Source organism: Anaeromyxobacter sp. Red801 (assembly GCF_049201065.2).
Classification (GTDB): domain Bacteria; phylum Myxococcota; class Myxococcia; order Myxococcales; family Anaeromyxobacteraceae; genus Anaeromyxobacter.
The window spans coordinates 2696768-2719465 of sequence record NZ_CM181236.1 but is presented as its reverse complement, the minus strand read 5'-3'; the positions used below and the strand labels follow the sequence as shown (position 1 = coordinate 2719465).

At 74.6% G+C, this 22698-nt stretch carries 21 protein-coding genes and 1 pseudogene; 7 read left to right on the top strand and 15 right to left on the bottom strand.

Going from position 1 to position 22698, the window contains the following annotated elements; genetic code table 11:
• The first annotated feature begins 9 nt into the window (after nucleotides 1-9).
• On the top strand, nucleotides 10-1779 hold the full coding sequence (locus ACOQFB_RS12540; protein ID WP_421609901.1) for a hypothetical protein: 1770 nt from the start codon (nucleotides 10-12) through the stop codon (nucleotides 1777-1779).
• Between the two features lie 132 nt (nucleotides 1780-1911).
• Complete coding sequence (locus ACOQFB_RS12535) at nucleotides 1912-2307, top strand: hypothetical protein (RefSeq protein WP_421609900.1); 396 nt, start codon at nucleotides 1912-1914, stop codon at nucleotides 2305-2307.
• 123 nt (nucleotides 2308-2430) lie between these two features.
• On the opposite strand, the gene ACOQFB_RS12530 is transcribed toward ACOQFB_RS12535, so the two are convergent.
• The 4 genes from ACOQFB_RS12530 to ACOQFB_RS12515 all read right to left on the bottom strand — a co-directional run bounded on the left by ACOQFB_RS12530 (nucleotide 2431) and on the right by ACOQFB_RS12515 (nucleotide 5498).
• On the bottom strand, nucleotides 2431-2823 hold the full coding sequence (locus tag ACOQFB_RS12530; protein WP_421609899.1) for a hypothetical protein: 393 nt from the start codon (nucleotides 2821-2823) through the stop codon (nucleotides 2431-2433).
• A gap of 156 nt (nucleotides 2824-2979) precedes the next feature.
• A complete protein-coding gene (locus tag ACOQFB_RS12525) occupies nucleotides 2980-3471 on the bottom strand; it encodes a hypothetical protein (RefSeq protein ID WP_059436557.1) in 492 nt (163 codons plus the stop codon).
• A 209-nt stretch (nucleotides 3472-3680) separates the two neighbouring features.
• The gene (locus ACOQFB_RS12520; RefSeq protein WP_421609898.1) at nucleotides 3681-4148 is read right to left on the bottom strand and encodes an aminoacyl-tRNA deacylase; all 468 of its coding nucleotides are present in this window, start codon (nucleotides 4146-4148) and stop codon (nucleotides 3681-3683) included.
• A 144-nt stretch (nucleotides 4149-4292) separates the two neighbouring features.
• Nucleotides 4293-5498 (bottom strand): cytochrome c biogenesis protein CcdA, encoded by a 1206-nt coding sequence (locus ACOQFB_RS12515; protein ID WP_421609897.1) that lies wholly within the window; start codon nucleotides 5496-5498, stop codon nucleotides 4293-4295.
• Between the two features lie 176 nt (nucleotides 5499-5674).
• On the opposite strand from ACOQFB_RS12515, the gene ACOQFB_RS12510 reads away from it, so the two are divergent.
• From ACOQFB_RS12510 to ACOQFB_RS12495, 4 genes are all read left to right on the top strand, one after another.
• Entirely contained in the window at nucleotides 5675-6208 is a 534-nt protein-coding gene (locus tag ACOQFB_RS12510; protein WP_421609896.1) for an RNA polymerase sigma factor, read from the top strand.
• Nucleotides 6195-6938 carry a zf-HC2 domain-containing protein gene (locus ACOQFB_RS12505; RefSeq protein ID WP_421609895.1) on the top strand — a complete coding sequence of 248 codons (744 nt, stop codon included), beginning with the start codon at nucleotides 6195-6197 and terminating at the stop codon, nucleotides 6936-6938. Before ACOQFB_RS12510 ends, ACOQFB_RS12505 begins: the two co-directional genes overlap by 14 nt.
• 126 nt (nucleotides 6939-7064) lie before the next feature.
• Entirely contained in the window at nucleotides 7065-8777 is a 1713-nt protein-coding gene (locus ACOQFB_RS12500; RefSeq protein ID WP_494492232.1) for an MFS transporter, read from the top strand.
• A gap of 292 nt (nucleotides 8778-9069) precedes the next feature.
• The gene (locus ACOQFB_RS12495) at nucleotides 9070-10200 is read left to right on the top strand and encodes a DUF4382 domain-containing protein (protein ID WP_421609894.1); all 1131 of its coding nucleotides are present in this window, start codon (nucleotides 9070-9072) and stop codon (nucleotides 10198-10200) included.
• A gap of 75 nt (nucleotides 10201-10275) precedes the next feature.
• Here ACOQFB_RS12495 and ACOQFB_RS12490 read toward each other — a convergent pair whose 3' ends face one another.
• The 8 genes from ACOQFB_RS12490 to ric all read right to left on the bottom strand — a co-directional run bounded on the left by ACOQFB_RS12490 (nucleotide 10276) and on the right by ric (nucleotide 16991).
• Entirely contained in the window at nucleotides 10276-11061 is a 786-nt protein-coding gene (locus ACOQFB_RS12490) for a 3-hydroxybutyrate dehydrogenase (protein WP_421609893.1), read from the bottom strand.
• Entirely contained in the window at nucleotides 11058-11999 is a 942-nt protein-coding gene (locus tag ACOQFB_RS12485; RefSeq protein WP_421609892.1) for a branched-chain amino acid ABC transporter permease, read from the bottom strand. The genes ACOQFB_RS12490 and ACOQFB_RS12485 overlap by 4 nt, the downstream gene beginning before the upstream one ends.
• Nucleotides 12000-12001: 2 nt before the next feature.
• Nucleotides 12002-12868 (bottom strand): branched-chain amino acid ABC transporter permease, encoded by an 867-nt coding sequence (locus tag ACOQFB_RS12480; RefSeq protein WP_421609891.1) that lies wholly within the window; start codon nucleotides 12866-12868, stop codon nucleotides 12002-12004.
• Between the two features lie 45 nt (nucleotides 12869-12913).
• The gene (locus ACOQFB_RS12475; protein WP_421609890.1) at nucleotides 12914-14128 is read right to left on the bottom strand and encodes an ABC transporter substrate-binding protein; all 1215 of its coding nucleotides are present in this window, start codon (nucleotides 14126-14128) and stop codon (nucleotides 12914-12916) included.
• Nucleotides 14129-14155: 27 nt separating this feature from the next.
• Nucleotides 14156-14887: an ABC transporter ATP-binding protein gene (locus tag ACOQFB_RS12470; RefSeq protein WP_059438507.1), complete on the bottom strand. Its 732-nt coding sequence runs from the start codon at nucleotides 14885-14887 to the stop codon at nucleotides 14156-14158.
• The gene (locus ACOQFB_RS12465) at nucleotides 14884-15636 is read right to left on the bottom strand and encodes an ABC transporter ATP-binding protein (RefSeq protein ID WP_059438506.1); all 753 of its coding nucleotides are present in this window, start codon (nucleotides 15634-15636) and stop codon (nucleotides 14884-14886) included. The genes ACOQFB_RS12470 and ACOQFB_RS12465 overlap by 4 nt, the downstream gene beginning before the upstream one ends.
• A gap of 198 nt (nucleotides 15637-15834) precedes the next feature.
• Nucleotides 15835-16296, bottom strand: a complete 462-nt coding sequence (locus ACOQFB_RS12460; RefSeq protein ID WP_059438505.1) for a hemerythrin domain-containing protein — start codon at nucleotides 16294-16296, stop codon at nucleotides 15835-15837.
• Nucleotides 16296-16991, bottom strand: coding sequence for an iron-sulfur cluster repair di-iron protein (gene ric, locus ACOQFB_RS12455; protein ID WP_059438504.1), 696 nt, complete (start codon nucleotides 16989-16991; stop codon nucleotides 16296-16298). The genes ACOQFB_RS12460 and ric overlap by 1 nt, the downstream gene beginning before the upstream one ends.
• 127 nt (nucleotides 16992-17118) lie before the next feature.
• Here ric and ACOQFB_RS12450 point away from each other — a divergent pair, with 127 nt between their 5' ends.
• Complete coding sequence (locus ACOQFB_RS12450) at nucleotides 17119-18126, top strand: sigma-54 interaction domain-containing protein (RefSeq protein ID WP_421609889.1); 1008 nt, start codon at nucleotides 17119-17121, stop codon at nucleotides 18124-18126.
• Nucleotides 18127-18340: 214 nt separating this feature from the next.
• Here the strand turns inward: ACOQFB_RS12450 and aceF are convergent, their stop codons facing one another.
• The 3 genes and pseudogenes from aceF to aceE all read right to left on the bottom strand — a co-directional run bounded on the left by aceF (nucleotide 18341) and on the right by aceE (nucleotide 22666).
• Nucleotides 18341-19543, bottom strand: a complete 1203-nt coding sequence (gene aceF, locus ACOQFB_RS12445) for a dihydrolipoyllysine-residue acetyltransferase (RefSeq protein ID WP_494492231.1) — start codon at nucleotides 19541-19543, stop codon at nucleotides 18341-18343.
• Between the two features lie 280 nt (nucleotides 19544-19823).
• A pseudogene (locus tag ACOQFB_RS12440) lies at nucleotides 19824-19991 on the bottom strand (biotin/lipoyl-containing protein); the annotation flags it as partial.
• 17 nt (nucleotides 19992-20008) lie between these two features.
• Complete coding sequence (gene aceE / locus ACOQFB_RS12435; protein ID WP_421609887.1) at nucleotides 20009-22666, bottom strand: pyruvate dehydrogenase (acetyl-transferring), homodimeric type; 2658 nt, start codon at nucleotides 22664-22666, stop codon at nucleotides 20009-20011.
• Nucleotides 22667-22698: the final 32 nt, after the last annotated feature.

The window sequence follows — 22698 nt, the reverse complement described above, 5'->3', positions numbered from 1 at the left end:
GGAGATCCTGTGACCGACACGGAAAAGCGAAACCTGGTCGCGCAGTGGGCGTTCGACACCCGGCCCGTGCTCCTCCGCTTCCACCTGTGGCTGGAGGACGTCGAGGTCGAGCGCGCGCAGACCGAGCCGGTCTCCGCGTTCTCCTTCACGCCGCGCGGCATCGCGCGCTGCCTGGCCATGACCTCGGCCGCCACCGCGCTCGGCACGCGGCTGTTCGGCGACTACGGCGGCGGCGCGGGCAAGGACAAGTCCACCTACAACCAGGTGAAGAAGGGCGCCGACGCGATCAGCGCCTACGTGATGAGCGAGGGGCTCTGGCACCTCACCCGCACGCTCCCCGAGAACCACGCCATCATGGTGTCGCTGGGCGAGGGGCTGATGCCCAAGGCCGGCGAGACGCCGGAGATGGGCGCGAACCCGCTGCTCGGCTTCGGGCGCGTGTACGCCCGCCCCGAGGTGGCGCGGCTGGTCGATCGCGCCGTGCGCCGCCTGCTCAACGACCCGTCGCACTCGTTCGAGGACTTCTACGCCTGGCTGCAGAAGCGCGGCATCACGGTGTGGGGCGCCGCGGTGGACACGCTCGAGAACACCTCGCGCTTCGCCGAGGGGAAGCCCACCGGGCCGATGGCGGTGTTCCACCTGTTCGACTCGCCGCTGACGATGTCGCGGCCGTACGAGTCGTACATGGGCAGCCTCACCGTGCCGCGCGCGGTGGCGCAGTCGGCCGAGCGCGCCTCGGTGCTGCTCGACTACCGCACCCCGCGCCGCCAGGTGGTGGAGGCGATCGAGGCGACGTACCCGGGCATCCGCCGCGAGAACGTCCACGTGTGGACGCTGCGCGGGAAGAGCCGCGTGGCCCGGCTCGGCAAGCTCTGGGAGGAGTGGAAGTCGCTCGGCGTGGACCTCGTCGAGGACGGCTGGAAGGCGCCGTCCGGGGTCGAGGTGTTCACCGACTCGGGCACCTACGCGCCCACGTTCCTGGTGGGGAGCTGGAAGGACGCCGAGGGCGCGACGCACGTGTTCCTCACCGACGGCTACGCCGCGACCGCCGAGGCGGTGCAGGCGGCCAGCCTCTCGGAGGTGCTCGACGTCGAGACCACCATGGCGCCGTTCTCGCCGTCGTTCGAGCTGCCCTGCGACGCCGAGGGGCGGATCATGCAGCTCGATCCGGCCGCGCCGGACTTCGGGCGCAAGCTGGCGGAGGTGTTCGGCGGGCGCGAGCTCGACGTGGGCAAGGTCGAGAGCTACGCCGAGGCCATCCGCGAGGCCCAGACCTCGAACATGCCGCTCGGGCGCCGGGTGCTGCGCGCGGCCGACTTCCTGCCGGAGAAGAGCTGGCGGGTGCTCGCGAGCACCGGGTACATGTGCGACGACCCGTACACCGGCAGCCCCGGCGTCACGAAGGTGCGCGACGGCGTCTACCGGGTCACCACCCGGCTCGCCACGCACAGCGCGTCCGCGGAGATCGCGTTCACGTTCCGGCTGATGGAGCCGCTCGAGCAGGCGCGGCACGTCTTCAGCCCGCTGCTGGTGCGCTTCATGTCCGGCGTGGACCACACGCAGCGCCCCGTGAAGATCTCCGACTCGGGCCGGATCCGGAACGAGCTGCAGACCATGTTCTCGCAGGCGCTCGAGCACGACCGCGAGAAGATCCGCGTCCACTTCGACCGCGTGGACGAGAAGGTCGTGCCGCGCCACAAGCAGGAGGCGGTCCGCCGCGTGCTCGAGTGGTACAAGGCGAACCACCCGGTCTGGTTCTCCTGGCTCGAGCTGGGCTGACCCGCCGCCTGCGTCGTCCCGGAGCCCTCGCTCGCCCCGGTGCCCGCCGCCCGGGCGCCCGCCGTCGCTGCGAAGCCGCCCGCCGCTCCCCATCGTGAGGGGGCGCGGCGGGCTCGCCGCGGGGAGGGGACCATGGCGGCGCGGCGATGGGCGATCGGGGCCATCTCGGCGGGCCTGCTGCTCGCGGGCGGCGCGCGGGCGCAGGGGGAGCGCGCGCAGGAGGACGGGCGCGGGCCCGCGGGCGCGGGGCGCGCGCAGCGCGAGGCGCCCGCCGATGCAAAGGCCGGGTCCAGTCCCGGCGCGAGCAAGGCTCCCCGCGCGAAGGGCGGCCAGGCGGCCGGCACGCCGGGCGCGCGCAAGGCGGTCCCGCAGCAGCGCAGCGCCCAGGAGCTCCGGCGCCCGGTGCACGGCCGGCGAGGCGGGACCGGCGCCGAGCGCGGCACCACCGCGGGCGGGCAGGTGGGCGCCGCCTCCGGCGCGAGCGCCGAGAGCCCGGTGGAGCCGCCCGCGCCGCGGACGGACGGCTAGGCGGGGTCGCACGCGGGCGGCGGGACGTCGTCCGGCGGGGACACCGCCACGGGCGGCTGGTCGGGGAGCTCCAACCCCGATCCCACCCGGGATGGCCGCTGAGGCGGGTGCACCGACGGTGGATCAGCGCCGGCGGAGCACGGTGCTGGTCCAGGTCGCGCCCTGGCGCTCCGGCCCGGTCTCCGGCTTCGCCTCGCCGGCCTCGATGGCGCGCGCGAGATCGGCGCGCTCCGCGGGCGTGAGGTCCGGCGACACGACCTCCACCAGCCGCACCCCGCCGTTCGGGCCGGGCGAGAGCCGCACCACCACGCGCTCCACGCCGGTCAGCAGGCGCTCGTCGAGCGGCAGCGAGCGCAGCGCCGGATCCTGCTCCGGGCGCGCGAAGGCGGTCCGGCGCTCCGGCAGCGGCGCGGTGGCGGCCGGAGGGCCGGCGCAGGCGAGGACGGAGGCGAGGAGCAGGGTCGCGCCGGCAGCGGCGCGGCCGGCCGCGAGGAGCCCGGCGCGGACGGTGGCCATGGCCGGATCCTACACCCGCGGGCCGCGCGGCCGGGCGCCGCGCCCCGGAACGCCGGGTTCACCCAGGGTGCGGAGCGCGCAGCCGCGGGAGCGCGCGCGGGAGGCGCGAGGCTGCGTGCGGACGTGCGGACGTGCGGTCCGGGCGCCGGCGAGGGGCTACTCGCGGGCGAGGCCGCTCGCCGTGAGCGCCACCGCGTCGCCGACGCGGAACGGCGCGTAGCCCTGGTACACGTAGCGCTCGACGCCGCCGTCCTCGTAGCGCACGAACACCTCGTAGCTGCGGTACTCGGCGTTCGAGCCCTGGCTGGCCGCCGCGCCGATCATGGCGCCGCCGACCGCGCCGACCACCGCGCCGCCGGCGCTCGCGTGCGTGTGCGCGTAGCCGTAGCGGTCGTAGTGCGTGTGGCCGCCGAGGGCGCTGCCGAGCAGGCCGCCGATCACCGCGCCGGCCACCGCGCCGGCGCCGGGGTTGCCCTGCTGCTTCTGGACGACCTCGCGGATCGACTCGACGCGGCCGTAGCGGACCCAGTCGCTGCCGCCGCCGCCGTACGGATCTCCCCAGGTGCGCGTGGTGGTGGTCGTGGTCACGCAGGCGGGGAGGAGCAGCGTCGGGACCAGCGCGAGGGCGAGCAGGGCGGGCTTCTTCATGGAGCGTCTCCGGGCCGGGCCGGCGTGCGGGCGCCGGGCATCCACCCCCCGGAATTGCATGCGCCGGACCAGCCCGGGCCCGTCCAGGCCCCGAGCGAAATCAAGCGCTTACGTCCTGTTTCCCCCGACCCAGAGTCATTCGTCGCTCCGGGAGGGCGTGAATCCACGGCACGCCGTGGCGTGCCCCACCCGGTGGGGAGGACTCCGGTTCAGTGCACCGGCGCGCCCAGGTTGGCGACCGCCTGCACCTGCTCGCACCGCATCCACTCGGCGGTGTCGAGCAGGACCGAGTCCATGTAGGTGCCGGCCGGCATGAGCAGCCGCGGCGCGTGGGCCAGCGTGGCATCCACGAAGATCGGCACGCCGAACAGGCCGAGCGGCGGCTCCGCGCCGGGGTCGCAGGGGCGGAAGTGCTCCGCGAGCTCGTGCTCGGGGACCAGCTCGGCGGCGGCGCCCGTCGCCTCCTCGAGCACGCCGAGCCGGACCTTCTCGGCGGCCGACACCACCGCGAGCGCGTACCGACCGTCGAGCCGCACCACCACCGCCTTGGCGACGCGGTGGCCGGAGACGTGCTCGGTGGCGGCGAGGTCCTGCGCCGACATGGCGAAGGGGTGCGTGTGCAGCTCGTACCCCCGGTGATGCTCCTTCAGGTGCGCCTCGATCATCGTCGGGATCATGACCGTTCGCTCCCGTCTCGAGAGATGGGCTACGCGACGATCGTGCCCCCGCTGCCGCATCGCGGCGCGCCCGCGTCCGCCGGGGAGGGTGGGTCTTCGGGGTTGCCGCCGGCGGGCGTGCCCCGGCGGCGCGCGGCCCGGCGCTCAGCCCGCGGCGGGCCGCGGCGCCCCCGGCGCCGCCTGGCAGACGCGGCCGGAGAGGCGCTGGAGCGCGTCCACCAGCGCCTCGAGCGGCTGCTCCCCGACCAGCCGCTGCACCTCGCGGCCGGCGCCGTCGAGCGCCAGGAACGTGGGCACCGCCACGACGCGGTGCGCCCGCGCCAGCGCCGCGCCCTCGGGCGTCTCCACCGTGTGCCGCTCGACCCGCGCGCCCGGGCAGCCGTGCTCCGCCGCCGCCACCACCGGCTCCATCCGCCGGCACACCGGGCAGCTCCGGCTCACGATCTCGACGAGCGCCGGGCCGTGCCGCGGCGCGAGCCGCGCGGGAGCCGCGGCGGCGGCGTCGGGCACGGTGACGGCGCAGGCGGCCGAGGTCGCGTCGGTGCAGACCGCGGGCTCGCCGGCCGCGGCCGCGCCGGCCGCCGCGACGGACGGCGCCGGGGGGACCGCCGGCGCCGCGGGAGCTCCCGCCGCGACCTCGGCCGCCGGCGCGTCGCCCGCCCGCGGCATCAGCACCATCAGCCGGTCGGTGGCGAGCAGGATCCCGGCGCCGACCAGCAGCAGCCCGGTCGCCTTCTCGAGCCGGGGCAGCTGCCGCTTCAGCCGGTCGAGCCAGCCGAGCGCGCGCCCCGCGAACACGGCGGTGAGGACGAGCGGCGTCACCAGGCCCGCCGCGTAGGTGCCGAGGTAGAGCGCGCCGCGCGCCGGGCTCGCGCCCGCGGACGCGGTCCAGGTGAGCACCGAGCCGAGCACCGGGCCGACGCAGGGGGTCCAGCCGAGCGCGAACGCGCCGCCGAACGCGAACGACGCGGCGAGCGAGCCGCCGGGGCGCACGCGCGCCAGCCACGGCCGCCGCTCCACGTCGAGCGCGGGCAGCCGGAGGACGCCGAGCACCTTCAGTCCGAGCGCGACGACCAGCGCGCCGGACACCGCCAGCAGCGCGTCCCGGTGGGCCGAGAGCGCCTCCCCCGCCGCGCTCGCCCCCGCGCCGAGCGCCACGAACACCGCGGCGAGGCCGAGCGAGAACGCGATCGCGGATGGGACCAGCCCGCGGGGGCGCTCGCCCCGCCGGAGCGCGTCCACCGAGGCGCCGCCGAGCAGCGACAGGTAGACCGGCACCAGCGGGAGGACGCAGGGGGACGCGAAGGTGAGGATCCCGGCGCCGAACAGGCCGGGCAGATCGAAGCCCATCGATGGATTCTCCCCGGGCGCGGGCCCGGCGTCACGGGGCCGATGTGGGAGGCCCCCGCCGCCCGCGGACGCGGGCCGGCGCACCTCCCGACACGGCTGGGCGCCCGGAAAGTTCCCGCCTCGACGCGCCCCGGTGGGCCCCGCCGCCCGCGCCGGGAACCTTTTCGCGGTCCCGCGTGTCTCACCCTCCGGTGGCCGGCGGCTTCCTCCAGCGTGCGCTCGCGCAGGTCCCGTTCCTCCGCCGGAACGGGCGCCGCCTCGCGCGCAACGCCGCCGACGCCGACGACCTCGTGCAGGAGACGCTGGTGCGCGCGCTGGAGCGCCAGGAGGAGCTGCGCGACCCGGCCCGCCTGCGCGGCTGGCTCGGCACCCTGCAGCGCTCCATCCACCTGAACGCGGTGCGCGGGCTGCGGCCGCGGCTGGAGGTGCTGGAGGGCGGGCGCGCCGCGGAGGCGACGCCGGACGCGGCGCCCACCGCCGAGGAGGCGCTGCTGGCCCGCGCGCTCGGCGACGGGCTCGCGGCGGCGCTGGCCGCGCTCCCGCCGGAGTGGCGCGAGGCGCTGTGGCTGCGCGAGGTGGAGGAGCTGTCGTACCAGGAGATCGCGCGGGCGCAGGGGTGCCCGGTGGGCACGGTGCGCTCGCGCCTGGCGCGGGCGCGGCGGGAGCTGGCCGGACGCCTGCGCGAGGAGGACCGCCATGTCGGCCTGTAGCCCGGAGTGGAACGAGCGGGTCTCGGCCTGGCTCGACGGCGAGGTCGAGCGGATGGAGCGGCTGCGGGTGGAGGCCCACCTCGCCGGCTGCCCCGGGTGCGCCGCGGCGGCGGCGGCGTTCGGGCGCCTCGGCGCGGCGCTCCGGCGCGGCGCGGGCGTGGCCCGGGCGCGGCGGGTCCTGCCGGGCCGGCGCCGGGTCCGGCCGGCCTTCCGCGCGGCGGCGCTGGCGGCGGGCCTGGCGCTCGCGGCGGGCGGGATCGCGGGCGGCGCCTGGCTCGCGCGGCGGGGAGGGCCGGGGCTGGATCGCGGCCTCGCCTCCGACGCGGAGCGCACGCACCTGCGCTCCTTCTCGCGCGCCTCGCCCTGCGAGTTCGAGTCGCGCGACCCGGGCGCGGTGGCCTCCTGGCTGGAGGGCGCGCTGGGCTTCGCGGTCCCGGTGCCGGAGCTCCCCGGCGCGACGCTGCTGGGCGCGCGGCGGTGCGCGCTGGGCGGGCAGCCGGCCGCGCACCTCCTGTACCGGGTCGGCGAGCGCGCGCTGACGGTGCTCGTGCCCGGCGCGGGCTCGCCCGCGTCCGCGGCCGTCGAGCGCGTGTCCCGGGCCGGCGCGAGCTGCACCGCGGGGCCGCTCGGCGAGCGGGTCTGCGCGGTGCCGCTGGGGCGGCCCGCGCTGGCGGTGTCGGAGCTGGAGCCGCCGGCGCTCCTGGCGCTGTTCGACGCGCCGCGCGGCTGACGGGCGCCCGCCCGCGGTTCGACGGGCTCATCGCGAGCGGCTCCCGCGCACCCGCGGTCGGCCAGGAAGTCCGGGCGAACGCTTCGGGCGAGCGCGCCGTCCCGATCGGATCTACAACGTCGGGCCGTGCGCGCCTCCCCCTCCGTCCGGTTCATCGTGATCGTGCTCGCCGTCGCGGCTGGCGCGAGCGTCGGCAACCTGTACCTGCTCCAGCCGCTCCTCCCCGAGGTGGCCCGCGCGTTCTCGACCTCGCCGCGGGCGGTGGGGCTGGTCTCGATGCTGACGCAGGTCGGCTACGGCGCCGGCATGTTCCTGTTCGTGCCGCTCGGCGACGTGGTGGAGCGCCGCCGGCTCATGCTGGCGCTGCTCGGCGCGGTGGCGGTGGCGCTGCTCGCGGTGGCCGCCTCGCCGGCGCTGCCGGTGCTGGCGGGCGCGTCGCTGGCGGTCGGCATGACGACGGTGGTGCCGCAGCTGGCGGTCCCGCTCGCGGCGCACGTCGCGCCACCGGAGGAGCGCGGCCGCGCGGTGGGCGCGGTGATGGGCGGGCTGCTGGTGGGCATCCTGCTCGCGCGCACCGCGAGCGGCTTCCTGGGCGCGCACCTGGGCTGGCGCGCGGTGTACGTGGTCGCGGCGGCGCTCATGGTGGCGCTGGCGGCCGCGCTCCGGGCGCTGCTCCCGCGCAGCGAGCCGGACGCGGCCATGCCGTACCCGGCGCTGCTCCGGTCGATGCTCGACATCGCGCGCGAGGAGCCGGTGCTGCGCGAGGCGGCGGCGCTCGGCGCGCTCGGGTTCGCGGCCTTCAGCGTGTTCTGGAGCACGCTCGCGTTCCAGCTCGAGGCGCGGCACGGGCTCGGGCCGGACGTGGCCGGGCTGTTCGGCGTGCTGGGCGCGGCCGGCGCGCTGGCGGCGCCGGTGCTGGGCCGGCTCGCCGACCGGACCAGCCCGCGGGCGAACGCCGGGATCTCCATCGTGGTGGCGCTGGCGGGGTTCGCGGTGTTCGCCGCGAGCGGCAGCGTCCCGGCGCTGGTCGCGGGGGTGCTGCTCCTCGACGTGGGCGTGCAGGGGAACCACGTCTCCAACCTGGCCCGCGTCCACGCCCGCCGGCCGGAGGCGCGCAGCCGGATGAACACCATCTACATGGTGACCTACTTCGCCGGCGGCGCGCTCGGGACCGCGGTGGGCACCTGGGCCTGGACCGCCCGCGGCTGGGCCGGCGTGTGCGCGGCGGGCGCGGCGTTCCTCCTGGCCGCGCTGGCCGTGTGGGCGCTCGGGCTGCGGCGCGCCCCCGCCGCGGCGCGCGACGGATCCGCGGCAACCCGGCCTGACCGGATTAGAATGCGCCCCGTGAGCCAGCCCATCCGCGTGTTCGTGACCGGCGGTACCTTCGACAAGGAGTACGACGAACTGTCCGGCCGGCTCTACTTCAAGGACACGCACCTGCCGGAGATGCTGCGGCTGGCGCGGTGCCGCCTCGAGGTGAGCGTCCGGAACCTCATGATGGTGGACAGCCTCGACATGACCGACGCCGACCGGCGCATCATCGTGGAGAGCTGCCGCGCCGCCGCCGAGGACCGCGTCGTCGTGACCCACGGCACCGACACCATGGCCGAGACGGCGCGGGCGCTCCTCGCCGCCGGCCTGGGCAAGACGGTCGTGCTCACCGGCGCGATGATCCCGTACGCGTTCGGCAGCTCCGACGGCCTGTTCAACCTCGGCAGCGCGCTCTCGTTCGCGCAGGTGCTGCCGCCCGGCGTCTACGTGGCCATGAACGGCCGCGTGTTCGCGGGCGACAAGGTCCGCAAGAACCGGCAGACCGGGATCTTCGAGGACCTCGCCTAGCCCCGATCGGCCACGGGACGCGACGCCCGCGCGCGCTGCTCCGGCGCGCCGCACCCGCGCCGGCCTGGAGCTTCTCCCCGCTGCGTCGCAGCGCCGCGGCGGCGCGGGCCGTGCTGTGCCCTGACGTGGCGTCGCGCAACCCGGGGGCGCCGGAGTCGTCCGAGGTGGGTGGAGGTCGTTAACAGGAAATTCAGGGCCTGAGACGAGCGTTCCCCGGGCCCGAGTGTTCAAGGTTGCGACCGCCAGCCCGGTAGCTGGCGTCGCTCCCCTGGTCATCGAAGGAGGTTCGTACATGAAGCTTCAGGGTCTTCGCATCGCGCTCGCTGGCGCGCTCGCGCTCGGCCTCGCCGCGTGCGGCTCGTCCAGCAGCAACGACGCTCCCGCCCGGATCAACGTCCGGCTGGTGGACGCGCCCGGCGACTACGTGCAGCTGTTCCTCGACGTCCGCGAGGTGCAGATCAACGGACCGGACGGCTGGCAGACGCTCGGCACCTGGACCGGCGGCCCCATCGACCTGCTCACGCTCACCAACGGCGTGAGCCAGACGCTGGCCGACAACGCGCCCATCGCCGCCGGCCACTACGGGCAGATGCGCCTGCTGCTCGGGCCGGACAACACCGTGGTGGTGGACGGCATCGCCGAGCCGCAGCCGCTGAAGGTGCCCTCGGGCATGCAGTCCGGCGTGAAGCTCACCGTCAACTTCGACGTCGAGCCCGGCACCACCAAGGACGTCTTCATCGACTTCGACGCCCACAAGTCCATCTTCGTCCACCGCGCCGGCAACTCCGACCAGTACATCCTCCGGCCGGTGGTGCGCGCGTTCGACCAGGTGGTCACCGGCACGATCTCCGGCACGGTCACCGCGGGCGGCACGGCGGTGGCGGGCGCAAAGGTGCTGATCGAGACGGTCGAGGGCGGCGCGCCGAGCGTGGTCCGCTCCACCGTGACCGGCGCCGACGGCAAGTACGCGGTCGGCCTGCTGCCGGTCGCCGCCACCTACTACGTGGTCACGCAGCCGGTGGTCGCCGGCACGGTCTACCAGACGTTCGCGAGCGGCCCCATCGCGCTCACCGCGGCTGCGCCGCTGCCGGTGCAGGACGTCGCGCTCACCGTGGCGGCCGAGCACGGCGGGATCACCGGGGCGGTGACGCCCATCGCCACCGACACGCAGCGCGACCTGCTGCAGGTCATCCAGCCCTTCGGGGCGACGCCGGTGAACCTGATCGTCCGCGAGGTCACCCCGGTGGTGGCCGCGACCGAGACGTTCGCGGCGCCGGACCTGCCGACGGGCGCGTACTCGCTGGTGCTCGTCCGCGACACCTTCGACGCGAACGGCGACCAGACCGGCCACGCGGTGGCCGCGCCGGTGGCCGCGACCGTGACGAACGGCGCCACGGCGAACGTGGCGCTCACGGCGCCGTAGCGGCGCCGCGCCGGGAGGGGAGACGGCCCCGCTGCCCTTCACGGGCGGCGGGGCCGTGCCTTTCCGGGCGGCGCGCTACTGGGCGGTGTACCCGCCGTCCACCACCGCCGCGGCCCCGGTGACGCCGGCGGCGCGGTCGCTCGCGAGGAACAGCGCGTAGTCGGCCACCTCGCGCGGCGAGAGCAGGCGGCGCTGCGGGACGAGCGGGTAGATGACGTCCTCCAGCACGCGCTCGAGCGGCACGCCGCGGGTCCGGGCCAGGTCGGCGAGCTGGTTGCGCACGAGCGGCGTGTCCACGTAGCCGGGGCAGAGCGCGTTCACGGTGATGCCGTCGGCGGCGCCCTCCAGCGCGGCCACCTTGGTGAGCCCGAGCAGCCCGTGCTTGGCGCTGTTGTAGGCCGCCTTGCCGGCGAAGCCGACCAGCCCGTTCACCGAGGCCACGTTCACGACGCGCCCGTGCCGCTGCCGGCGCATCACCGGGAACGCGTGCTTGGTGGCGAGGAACGGGCCGACCAGCATGACCCGCAGCAGCAGCTCGAAGCGCTCGGTCGGGAAGGCGTCGAGCGGCGCCACGTGCTGCAGCCCGGCGTTGTTCACGAGCACGTCGAGCCGCCCGTGCGCCGCGACCACCGCGGCGACCGCCCGCTCCACGTCCGCCTCGCGGGTCACGTCGCAGCCGATGCCCTGCGCCGCGAGCCCCTCGGCGGCCAGCGCGGCGGCGGCCCGCCCGGCGCCCTCGGGGTCGAGGTCGGCCAGCACCACCCGGGCCCCCTCGCGCGCGAGCTGCTCCGCGATCTCGCGGCCGATGCCGCTCGCCGCGCCGGTGACCAGCGCGGCCCGCCCCTCCAGCCCAGCGCTCATGGCTTCCCTCCGGTGAACGACCGCCGCACCAGCGCGCGGACCTCGCCCACGATCCCGCGGCGGAACGCGACCACGCAGGCGACGAACACCGCGCCGGTGATCACCGTCACCCAGGATCCCGTGTCGGCAAGGTAGTTCTCGAGCGCCACCACCAGCAGCGCCCCCACCGAAGGCCCGAGCACGGTGCCCATGCCGCCGAGCAGGGTCATGAGCACCACCTCGCCCGACCGGTGCCAGTGCACGTCGGAGAGGGACGCGAACTGGAGCACCAGCGCCTTCAGCCCGCCGGCCAGGCCGGACACGCCGGCCGAGAGCACGAACGCGAGCAGCTTGTACCGGGCCACGTCGTAGCCGAGCGAGACGGCGCGCGGCTCGTTCTCGCGGATGGCGCGGAGCACGTGGCCGAACGGCGAGTGGATGGCGCGGTGGAGCAGCCAGAAGCCGCCGAGGAACGCGGCGTACACGAACCAGTAGGCGGTGCGCGGGTCGTCGAGCGGGAAGAGCCCGAGCGCGCGGCCGCGCGGGATCCCCTGCAGCCCGTCCTCGCCGCCGGTCCAGGGTAGCTGGACCACCAGGAAGTACACGAGCTGCGCGAAGCCCAGCGTGATCATCGCGAAGTAGATGCCGGAGCGCCGGATGGCGAGCGCCCCGAACACGAGGCCCAGCGCGGCGGCGAGCGCGGTGCCGAGGAGCACCGCCAGCTCGGGCGGCAGCCCCCAGCTGCGGAGCGCCCAGCCGGTGGCGTAGGCGGACGCGCCCAGGAACGCGGCGTGGCCGAACGAGAGCAGGCCGGTGTAGCCGAGCAGCAGGTTGAACGCGCTCGCGAACAGCGCGAGGCAGAGCACGTTCATGGCGAAGACCGGGTACACCACGAACGGCGCGGCGAGGCCCAGCGCGAGCAGCGCGACCCAGCCCCAGGTGACGAGCCGGCCGGGCATGGCTAGCGCTCCCTCCCGAACAGCCCGGCGGGGCGCACGAGCAGGACGAGCGCCATCACCACGAACACCACCACGCTCGAGGCGGGCGGGTACCAGAAGCGCGTGAGCCCCTCGAGCAGCCCGACGCCCAGGCCGGTGACGATGGCGCCGCCGATCGACCCCATTCCGCCGATCACCACCACCGCGAACACCACCATGATGACGCTCGACCCCATGAGCGGCGTCACCTGGTAGACCGGCGCGGCCACCACGCCGGCGAACGCGGCGAGCGCGGCGCCGAAGCCGTAGGTGAGCGTGAACATGAGCGGCACGTTCACCCCGAACGCCTGCAGGAGCCTCGGGTTCTCGGTGCCGGCGCGCAGGTACGCGCCGAGCTTGGTCCGCTCGATCACGAACCAGCAGGCGAGGCACACCGCCAGCGACAGCCCCACCGCCCAGGCGCGGTACAGCGGCAGGAACATGAAGCCGAGGTTCACGCCGCCGCGCAGCCAGCCCGGCACCGGGTAGGCGAAGCCGGAGTTGCCGTAGGCGTGGTGGAACAGCCCCTCGGCGATGAGCGTGAGGCCGAAGGTGAGCAGGAGGCCGTAGAGCGGATCGAGCCCCTGCAGGCGGCGCAGGAGCGTGCGCTCCACCACCATGCCGACGAGGCCGACCGCGAGCGGCGCGAGCAGGAGCGCCCAGCCGTACGGGATGTCCAGGTAGGTGAGCGCCATCCACGCCGCGAAGGCGCCCATCATGTACTGCGCGCCGTGGGCGAAGTTCACCACGTCGAGCAGGCCGAAGATGACCGCGAGGCCCAGCGAGAGGAGCGCGTAGAACGAGCCGTTGATGAGGCCGAGGAACAGCTGGCCGAAGAGCGCCTGGGTCATGGCGGAGCGGGCCCGCCCCCGGGGCGCGGGGGCGGGCGGGCCGGGCTACCTCTTCGCCAGCGGGCAGGCCTGGGCCTCGACCGAGGGGAACGCCTCGGCGGCCGGGATGGTCTTCACGATCTGGTAGTAGTCCCAGGGCTGCTTCGAGTCCTTGGGCGCCTTCACGCGGGCGAGGTACATGTCGTGGCGCAGCAGGCCGTCGGGCCCGATGCGCGCGTTCTTCGCGAAGAAGTCGTTCACCGGCGTCTCGCGCATCTTCGCCATCACCGCGTCGGCGTCGTCGGTGCCGGCCGCCTGCACCGCCTTCAGGTAGTGCATCACCGACGAGTACACGCCGGCCTGGACCATGGTCGGCATCTTCCCGTGCTTCTGGAAGAAGCGCCGCGACCACTTGCGCGTCTCGTCGTTCAGGTCCCAGTAGAACGCGGTGGTGAGGTACATGCCCTTGGCCGCCTCGAGGCCGAGGCTGTGCACGTCGGTGATGAACACGAGCAGGCCGGCCAGGCTCTGCTTCGGCGTGATCCCGAACTCCTCGGCCTGGCGGATCGAGTTGACGGTGTCGGCCCCGGCGTTGGCGAGGCCGATGATCTTCGCGCCGGAGCCCTGCGCCTGGAGCAGGTAGCTGGAGAAGTCGGTGGTGCCGGGGGAGGGGTAGCGCGCGGCGCCGAGCACCTTGCCGCCGGCCGCCTTCACCACCTTGGTGGTGTCCTCCTCGAGCGACTTGCCGAAGATGTAGTCGGCGGTCAGGAAGAACCAGGAGTCGCCGCCCTGCTTCACCACCTCGCGGCCGGTGCCGTTCGCGAGCGCCCAGTTGTTGTAGGTGTAGTGCACGTTGTAGCGGGTGCACTTCTCGCCGGTGAACGCGGTGGTGCCCGGGCCGGAGAGGAGCGTGATGCGCTTCTTCTCCGCCGCAACCGGCATCACCGCACCGGCGGTGGACGACGACACCAGATCCACGATGGCGTCCACCTGCCCCTCGTCGATCCACTTGCGCGCGATGTTGGAGGCGACGTCGGCCTTGAGCTGGTGGTCGGCGGAGACGAGCTCGACGGGCTTGCCGAGGACCTTGCCGCCGAAGTCCTCCACGGCCATCCGCGCCGCCAGCACCGAGCCGGGGCCGGCCAGGTCGGCGTAGTAGCCGGTCATGTCGGTGAGGACGCCGAGCTTGACCTTGCCGTCGGAGAGCTTCTCCGCGGCGGGGGCGGGCGCGGCGCCGGCGGCGAGGCCGGCGACGAGCGCTGCGAGGGCGAACCGGTGCATGCTTCCTCCCATCCGTGTGTGCGGGCGTCAGACGCCCAGGAACCGCTGCAGCGACTCCATCCGTGAGTCCAGCTCGGCGCGCGCCACCTCGCCGACCACCCGGCCGCGCTCGACGAGCAGGTGCCGGTCGGCGAGCGGCGCGACGAAGCGGAAGTTCTGCTCCACCAGCACCAGCGTGAACCCGTGGTCCTTGAGCGCGCGGACCGCCCGCCCCAGCGCCTGGACGATCACCGGGGCGAGCCCCTCGGTGATCTCGTCGAGCAGCAGCAGGCGCGCGCCGGTGCGCAGGATCCGGGCGAGCGCCAGCATCTGCTGCTCGCCGCCGGAGAGGCGCGACCCGGGGCTCCTGCGGCGCTCCCACAGGTTCGGGAACATCTCGTAGATGCGCTCGAGCGGCATCCCGCCGCTGCGCACCTCGGGGAGCAGGGTGAGGTTCTCCTCGGCGGTGAGGCGGGAGAAGATGCCGCGCTCCTCCGGGCAGTAGCCGACGCCCAGGTGCACGATCCGGTGCGTGGGCATGCGGACGGTCTCGCGCCCGTTCACCACCACCGAGCCGCTCCGCCGGCCGGTGAGGCCGAGGATGGCCTTCAGCGTGGTGGTGCGGCCGGAGCCGTTCCGCCCGAGCAGCGTCACCACCTCGCCGGCGGCCACCGCGAGGTCCACGCCGTGGAGCACGTGCGACTCGCCGTAGAACGCGTGCAGGCCGGAGACGCGCAGCATCTCGCCGGCGGGCGCGGGCGCGGGGAAGGGCTCGGTCACGGGGACGCCCCGATGTACGCCTCGAGCACCGCCGGATCGCGCGAGACCTCGTCGTAGCTCCCCTCGGCGAGCACGCTCCCGCGCGCGAGCACCGTGACGCGGTCGGCGAGGTCGCGCACCACCGAGAGGTTGTGCTCGACGAGCACCACCGTCCGGCCCTCGGCGACCTTGCGGATGAGGCCCACCACGCGCCCGACGTCCTCGTGGCCCATGCCCTGGGTCGGCTCGTCGAGCAGCATCACCTCCGGCTCGAGCGCGAGCGTGGTGGCGATCTCGAGCGCGCGCTTGCGGCCGTAGGGCAGCTCGACGGTGGTGACCTGCTCCTGCCCCTCCAGCCCCACCGCGGCGAGCAGCTCGCGGGCGCGGGCGTCGAGGACCGCGAGCGAGCGCTCCGGCCGCCAGAAGTGGAAGGAGGTCCCGAGGCCGCGCTGCAGCGCGACGCGCACGTTCTCGAGCGCGGTGAGGTCCGGGAACACCGCCGAGACCTGGAACGAGCGGACCAGCCCGCGGCGCGCAATCTCGGCGGGGCGGGCGCGGGTGATGTCCTCGCCGCGGAACAGGATGCTGCCGCGGGTCGCGGGGAGGAAGCGGGTGAGCAGGTTGAAGACGGTGGTCTTGCCGGCGCCGTTCGGCCCGATGAGCGCGTGGATGCTGCCGCGCGCCACGCGCAGCGAGACGCCGTTCACGGCCACGAACCCCTGGAACGCCTTCACCAGCTCGCGCGTCTCCAGGATCGTCTCGCCGTCCATACGCCTCCGCCGCCCCCGGGGAAGGCTCCATTAAGCAGGATGATACGGCCTGTCGAGGTGTGCCGCCCCGTGAAGGTCGCGCTCTTCGTGAATGCGTGGACCCGCACGGAGCGTGCTCGCGGCCCGGCAGGGATCGCGCGCCGCGTCGAGGCATCGACGAATGGGTCGCGGACGGGGCGCGCCGCGGACCGCCGGGGCTCAGGGGAGCGCGGGCGACAGCGGACCGCCGATGGCGTGTCCGGCCGCGGTCTCGTCGAGGATGGGGAAGAACACCGCTTCCTCCAGCTCGAAGTGCGCGAGCACCACGCCCAGCAGGCGGTCGGTGTGCCGGACGAAGCCGGCGGCGTCGTCGGGGTCGCCGGCGCGCCGCGCCAGCTCGGCCATCCAGCGGTGGATGATGTCGTGCTCGTAGCGCATCGAGGCGCTGAACGCGCGCGGCCCCTCGCAGGCGAACTTGTCCACCACCGGGTGGAGCGTCCGCTCCTCCCACTCCAGGTGGCCACGCAGGCAGCGGTCGAGCCCGGCGACCACCTCGCGCATGGCGGCGGCGCGCGCCGCCGGCGGGCCGGCGGTGACCGCGCCCGCCTTCTCCGCCACCTCCTGCAGCCGCGCCCGGATCCCGGCGCGCGTGGCGCGCAGGGCGTCGGTCGGGCGGGCCATCAGCCGCGCGCCTCCGCGGCGGCGCGCCCGGCGAAGCGCGGCATGAGCACGTGGTTCTCGAGGTGGACGTGGCGGAGCACGTCGGCCTCCAGCGTCTCCAGCTCGCTCATGAGGACGCGGTAGCTGCGGCAGCCCCACTCCGGCACGTCGAACCCCTCCGACAGCGAGCGGATGCGCTCCAGCAGCGCGCCGACCTGGAGGTGGTCGCTCATCATGCCGTCGAGCTCCTTGCGGAGGATCTCGCGGTCCGGCGCCGGCGAGAGGAGCGCGGGGAACAGCACCGCCTCCTCGTGGTCGAGGTGCGGCTCGAGCGCGCCGGCCAGCTCGAGGAAGGCGTCGCGCACGCCGAACAGGCGCGGGTTGTGGTCCCCGTGCACGCTCGCGACCTTGTGCGCGAGCGGCTCGAGGAAGGGCAGGGTCCGGCGCAGGTAGGCGTGGTGGCGGTCCACGATGCGGGCGACGAGCGCGAAGGTGGAGAGCGCGCGCGGGTCGTCGTCGCCGTCCGCCTGCGGGAGCGCGGCGTCCAGCTCGGCGAAGACGGCCTCGGGGTCGATCGCGCGCGGGCGGCAGGCCTCGGCGACGCTCACGTCCCCGTGGCAGCAGAAGTCGATGCGGTGCTTCTGGAAGATGCGGGCGGTGACGGCGTGGGCGGTGACGATCTCGGCGACGGTGGCGTTGCGGTCGATGGCAGGCATGTTCGTTCGGGTCTCCTCGGAGGGACCCCAGAGCACGGGCCGTGCCGACCGCGGGAGGCCCGGTTTCCGGCCGGAATGCGCGGATGCGCGCGGGGGCGGGCCTGGTTAAGCACCAGCCTGGAACACCATGGAACGCCTTCCGGTGATGAGCGATGCCTGCGCGGTCTGCGGCCTGGGGACCGTGGTCGCGCGCGTGCGGCGCACCACGCACGTGGTCGCGGAGAGCCCGGCCATGCAGGCGGTGCTGGTCCGGGCGCGCGACTTCGCCGACGCCGACGCGCCGGTCGTCGTCCTGGGCGAGAGCGGGACGGGCAAGGAGGTGGTCGCCCGCGCGCTCCACGCGAGCAGCCCGCGGGGCGCCCGCCCGTTCGTGGCGGTGAACGTGGCCGCGCTGCCGGCCGAGCTGCTCGAGTCCGAGCTGTTCGGCCACGTGAAGGGCGCGTTCACCGGCGCGACCGCCGAGAAGCAGGGCCTGCTGGAGGCGGCGCACGGGGGCACGCTCTTCCTCGACGAGATCGGCGAGATGCCGCTGCCGCTCCAGGCGAAGCTGCTGCGGGCGCTGGAGGACGGCGAGGTGCGCAGGGTGGGGGACACGCGCGCGTTCGGCGTGGACGTCCGCTTCGTGTGCGCCACGCACCAGGACCTGGCGCGCCTGGTGTCGGAGGGGCGGTTCCGCGAGGACCTGTACTACCGGCTGAAGGTGCTGGTGCTGCGCCTCCCGCCGCTCCGCGATCGGCCGGAGGACGTGCTGCCGCTGGCGCGCCGCTTCCTCGCCGAGGAGAAGCGGCCCGGGCCGGGGTTCTCCCCCGAGGCCGAGCGGCGGCTCCTCGCCTACCGCTGGCCGGGCAACGTGCGCGAGCTCGGCAACGTGGTCCGCTACGCGGCGGCGGTGGCGCGCGGCGCCGAGATCCGGCCCGAGCACCTGCCGGAGGAGCTGACCGCGCCGGCCGGCCCCGCGGCGCGCGACGGCGCGGGCGGGCCGGCCCCGATGGCGTCGCTCGCCGAGGTGGAGCGGGCGCACGTGCTCGCGGTGCTCGAGCGCTGCGGCGGCTCGCAGGCCGAGGCCGCGCGCGTGCTCGGCATCGGCCGGAACACGCTCTGGCGGAAGCTGAAGGCCTTCGACTCCGGCCGCTGATCCCGGCCCTTCGACTCCCGCTCACCCTGGCCTTCGAACCCCCCGCTCATCCCGAGCGTAGCGCCGCGGCAGCGGCGCGGAGTCGAGGGACGCTCAGGGTGAGCGAAGTCCTCATGGCCGACTCATCCCGGCCCTTCGGCTCCCGCTCATCCTGGCCTTCGACCCCCGCTCATCCCGAGCGTAGCGCCGCGGCAGCGGCGCGGAGTCGAGGGACCTACAGCACGATCCGCCGCAGGTCCCCGAGCAGCTGGGCCAGGTAGGTCGTGATCCGCGCGGCCAGCGCGCCGTCGATGACGCGGTGGTCGTAGGAGAGGGACAGCGGCAGCATCAGCCGGGGCTGGAACTGCGCGCCGTCCCACACCGGGCGCATGGCGCTCCGCGAGACGCCCAGGATGGCGACCTCGGGCGCGTTGATGATGGGCGTGAAGGCGGTGCCGCCGATGCCGCCCAGGCTGGAGATGGAGAAGCAGCCGCCCTGCACGTCGGCGGGCGCGAGCTTCCCGTCGCGCGCCTTCGCGGCCAGCTCGCCGAGCTCCTTCGCGAGCTGCAACACGCCCTTCTGGTCGGCGTCCTTCAGCACCGGCACCACCAGCCCCTGCGGCGTGTCGGCGGCGAAGCCGACGTGGAAGTAGCGCTTCAGCACCAGCTCGTCGCCGTCGAGCGAGGCGTTCAGCTCGGGGAAGCGCTTCATGGCGGCGACGCAGGCCTTCACCAGGAAGGCGAGCAGCGTCACCTTCACGCCCTGCTTCTCGTGCTCGCGGTTCAGCTCGACCCGGAAGCGCTCCAGCTCGGTGATGTCCGCCTCGTCGAACTGCGTGACGTGCGGGATCATCACCCAGTTCCGCGCCAGGTTGGTCCGCGACAGCTTGCGGATGCGCGAGAGCGGCTGGCGCTCCACCGGGCCGAAGCGGGCGAAGTCCACCTTGGGCCAGGGCGCGAGGTCGAGCGCGCCGCCCCCGCCGCCGCCCGCCTCGATCCGGGCGAGCGAGGCCTTCACGAACTTCTGCACGTCGTCCTGCAGGATGCGGCCGCGCGGGCCGCTGCCCTCCACGCGGGCGAGGTTCACGCCCAGCTCGCGGGCGAGCTTGCGGACCGAGGGCGAGGCGTGCGGGACCGGGCCCTGCGCGCCGCCCTCCGACGGCACCGGCGGCGGGGCCGGGACCGGCGCGGGCGCGGCGGCCTTCGCCGCGGGGGCGGCGGGCGGTGCGGCCTGCGTCGTCGGCGCGGGCGGCGCGGCAGCGGCCGCCGTGGGCCCGGCGGCGGGCGCGACCGCGTCCAGGATCGCCACCAGCGACCCCTCGCTCACCTTGTCGCCGGCCTTCAGCGCCACCTCGCGGACGGTGCCGGCCGCGGGCGCGGGCACGTCGAGCGTGGCCTTCTCCGACTCGAGCGTGGCGAGCGGCGCGTCGGCCTCCACGCGGTCGCCCCTTCACCAGCACCTCGATGACCGGGACGTCCTTGAAGTCGCCGATGTTCGGGACCTTGACCTCGATCGTGCGCGGCGCTCCCCCGGCGGACGGGGCTGCGGGCGCGGGAGCCGGCGCGGGCGCCGCGGCGGCGGGCTTCGGCGGCGCTGCCTCGGCCGCCTTCGCGGGCGCGGCCGGGGCCTCCGCCTTCGCCTGCCCGTCGGCCGCGTCCAGGGTGACGACCAGCGTTCCCTCGCTGACCCGGTCGCCGACCTTCACGCTCACCGCGCGGACGGTGCCGGCCGCGGGGGCGGGCACGTCCAGCGTGGCCTTGTCCGACTCGAGCGTGACCAGCGGCGCCTCGGCGTCCACCTGCTCGCCGGGCTTCACCAGCACCTCGATGACCGGGACGTCCTTGTAGTCGCCGATGTTCGGGACCTTGACCTCGATCGTGCGCATGTCCTCGTTCTCGCGGTCTAGACGGTCCAGGGGGCGGGGCGGGCCGGGTCGATGCCGTACTTCTTCATCGCCTCGGCGACCTTGGCGGCGGGCACGGTGCCCTCGTCGGCGAGCGCCTTCAGCGCGGCCACCGCCACGTGGTGGCGGTCCACCTCGAAGAAGCGGCGCAGCTTCTCGCGCGTGTCGGAGCGGCCGAAGCCGTCGGTGCCGAGCACGTGGTAGGCGCGCGGCACCCACGGGCGGATCTGCTCGGCGAAGGTGCGGACGTAGTCGGTCGCGGCGACGACCGGCCCCTGCGTGCCGCCGAGGCACGTCTCCACGTGCGCGCGGCGCGGCGCGTCCTCGGGGTGGAGGCGGTTGTGGCGCGACACCGCCATGCCGTCGCGCGCCAGCTCGGTGAAGCTCGGGCAGCTCCACACGTCGGCGTCCACGCCCCACTGGCTCTTCAGCAGGTCGGCCGCGGCGATCACCTCGCGGAGGATGGCGCCGGAGCCGAGGAGCTGGACCCGCGGCCCCTTCGCCTTCCCCTTCGCGCCCTGCTTGAACAGGTACATGCCCTTGACGATGTCCTGCTCCACGCCCTCCGGCATGCCCGGGTGCGCGTAGTTCTCGTTGAGGACGGTGACGTACCAGTACGCGTCCTCCTGCTCGGCGAGCATGCGGCGCAGGCCGTCGTGCACGATCACCGCCACCTCGTACGAGAACGTCGGGTCGTACGAGCGGCAGTTCGGGATCACCGACGAGAGCACGTGCGAGTGCCCGTCCTCGTGCTGGAGCCCCTCGCCGTTCAGCGTGGTGCGCCCGGAGGTGCCGCCGACGAGGAAGCCGCGGCAGCGCATGTCGCCGGCCGCCCAGGCGAAGTCGCCGACGCGCTGGAAGCCGAACATCGAATAGAACAGGTAGAACGGGATCATCGGCTCGCCGTGCGTGGCGTAGGCCGACGCCCCGGCGATCCAGTCGCACATCGCGCCCGCCTCGGTGATGCCCTCCTGCAGCACCTGCCCCTGCTTGTCCTCGCGGTAGTAGGCGAGCTTGTCGGCGTCCTCGGGCGTGTAGAGCTGGCCGACGTGGCTCCAGATGCCGAGCTGCCGGTACATGCCCTCCATGCCGAAGGTGCGCCCCTCGTCCGGCACGATGGGCACCACGCGCTTCCCGATGGCCTTGTCGCGCGCGAGGATGGTCATGATCTGCACGAGCGCCATGGTGGTGGACAGCTCGCGGTCCTCGCTGCTCTTCAGCAGCCGGTCGAACGCGGACAGCGGCGGCACCTCCAGCGGCTTCGCCTTGGCGCGGCGCCGCGGGCGGTCGCCGCCCAGCTCCTGCCGGCGCGCCTTCAGGTACTCGAGCTCCTTCGAGCCCTCCGGCAGCTTCAGGAACGGTACCTTCTCGAGCTGGTCGTCCGGCACCGGCAGGTCGAAGCGGTCGCGGAAGCGCCGGATGGCGTCCACCGCGATCTTCTTCTGCTGGTGGGCGATGTTCATGGCCTCGCCGGCCTCGCCCATGCCGTAGCCCTTGATGGTCTTGGCGAGGATGACGGTGGGCTGGCCGGTGTGCTTCACCGCCGCGTCGTAGGCCGCGTACACCTTGAACGGATCGTGGCCGCCGCGGTTCAGCCGCCAGACGTCCTCGTCGGACAGCTCGGACACCATCGCCTTCAGCTCGGGCGAGTTGAAGAAGTGCTCGCGCACGAACGCGCCGTTGCGCGACTTGTAGAGCTGGTACTCGCCGTCCACCACCTCCATCATCCGGCGGCGGAGGATCCCCTCGGAGTCCTTCGCGAACAGCGGATCCCAGTGGCGGCCCCAGATCACCTTGAGGACGTTCCAGCCGGCGCCGCGGAACGTGCTCTCCAGCTCCTGGATGATCTTGCCGTTGCCGCGCACCGGCCCGTCGAGCCGCTGCAGGTTGCAGTTCACCACGAAGATGAGGTTGTCGAGCTTCTCGCGGCCGGCGCGGTCGATGGCGCCCATGGCCTCCGGCTCGTCCATCTCGCCGTCGCCGCAGAACGCCCAGACCTTGCGGTCGGCGGTGTCGGCGATGCCGCGGTCGTGCAGGTACCGCATGAAGCGGGCCTGGTAGATGGCCATGTGCGGCCCGAGGCCCATCGACACGGTGGGGAACTGCCAGAAGTCCGGCATGAGCCAGGGGTGCGGGTACGAGGACAGGCCCTTGCCGTCCACCTCCTGGCGGAAGTTCTCGAGCTGCTCCTCGCTGAGCAGGCCGAGCAGGAACGCGCGCGAGTAGATGCCCGGCGCGGAGTGGCCCTGGATGTAGACGAGGTCGCCGCCGCGCTCCGGGGTCCAGGCGCGCCAGAAGTGGTTGTAGCCGACGTCGTAGAGCGTCGCGGCCGAGGCGAAGCTGGCGATGTGGCCGCCGACGTTGGTGTGCTTGTTCGCCCGCACCACCATCGCCATCGCGTTCCAGCGGATGTAGTGGCGGATGGTCTGCTCGATGGCGAAGTCGCCCGGGTAGCGGGGCTGCTTCTCCACCGGGATGGTGTTCACGTACGCCGTGTTGGCGGAGAAGGGCAGGTACGCGCCGGAGCGGCGGGCGCGGTCGATCAGCTGCTCGATGAGGAAGTGGGCGCGGTCCGTGCCCTCGCGCTGGAGCACGCCCTCGAGGGCGTCCAGCCACTCGCGCGTCTCCTGCGGATCGAGGTCGGGGAGCTTGTCCATGTCGGTCCCTGGGCGTTGGTTGCGCGCTACTC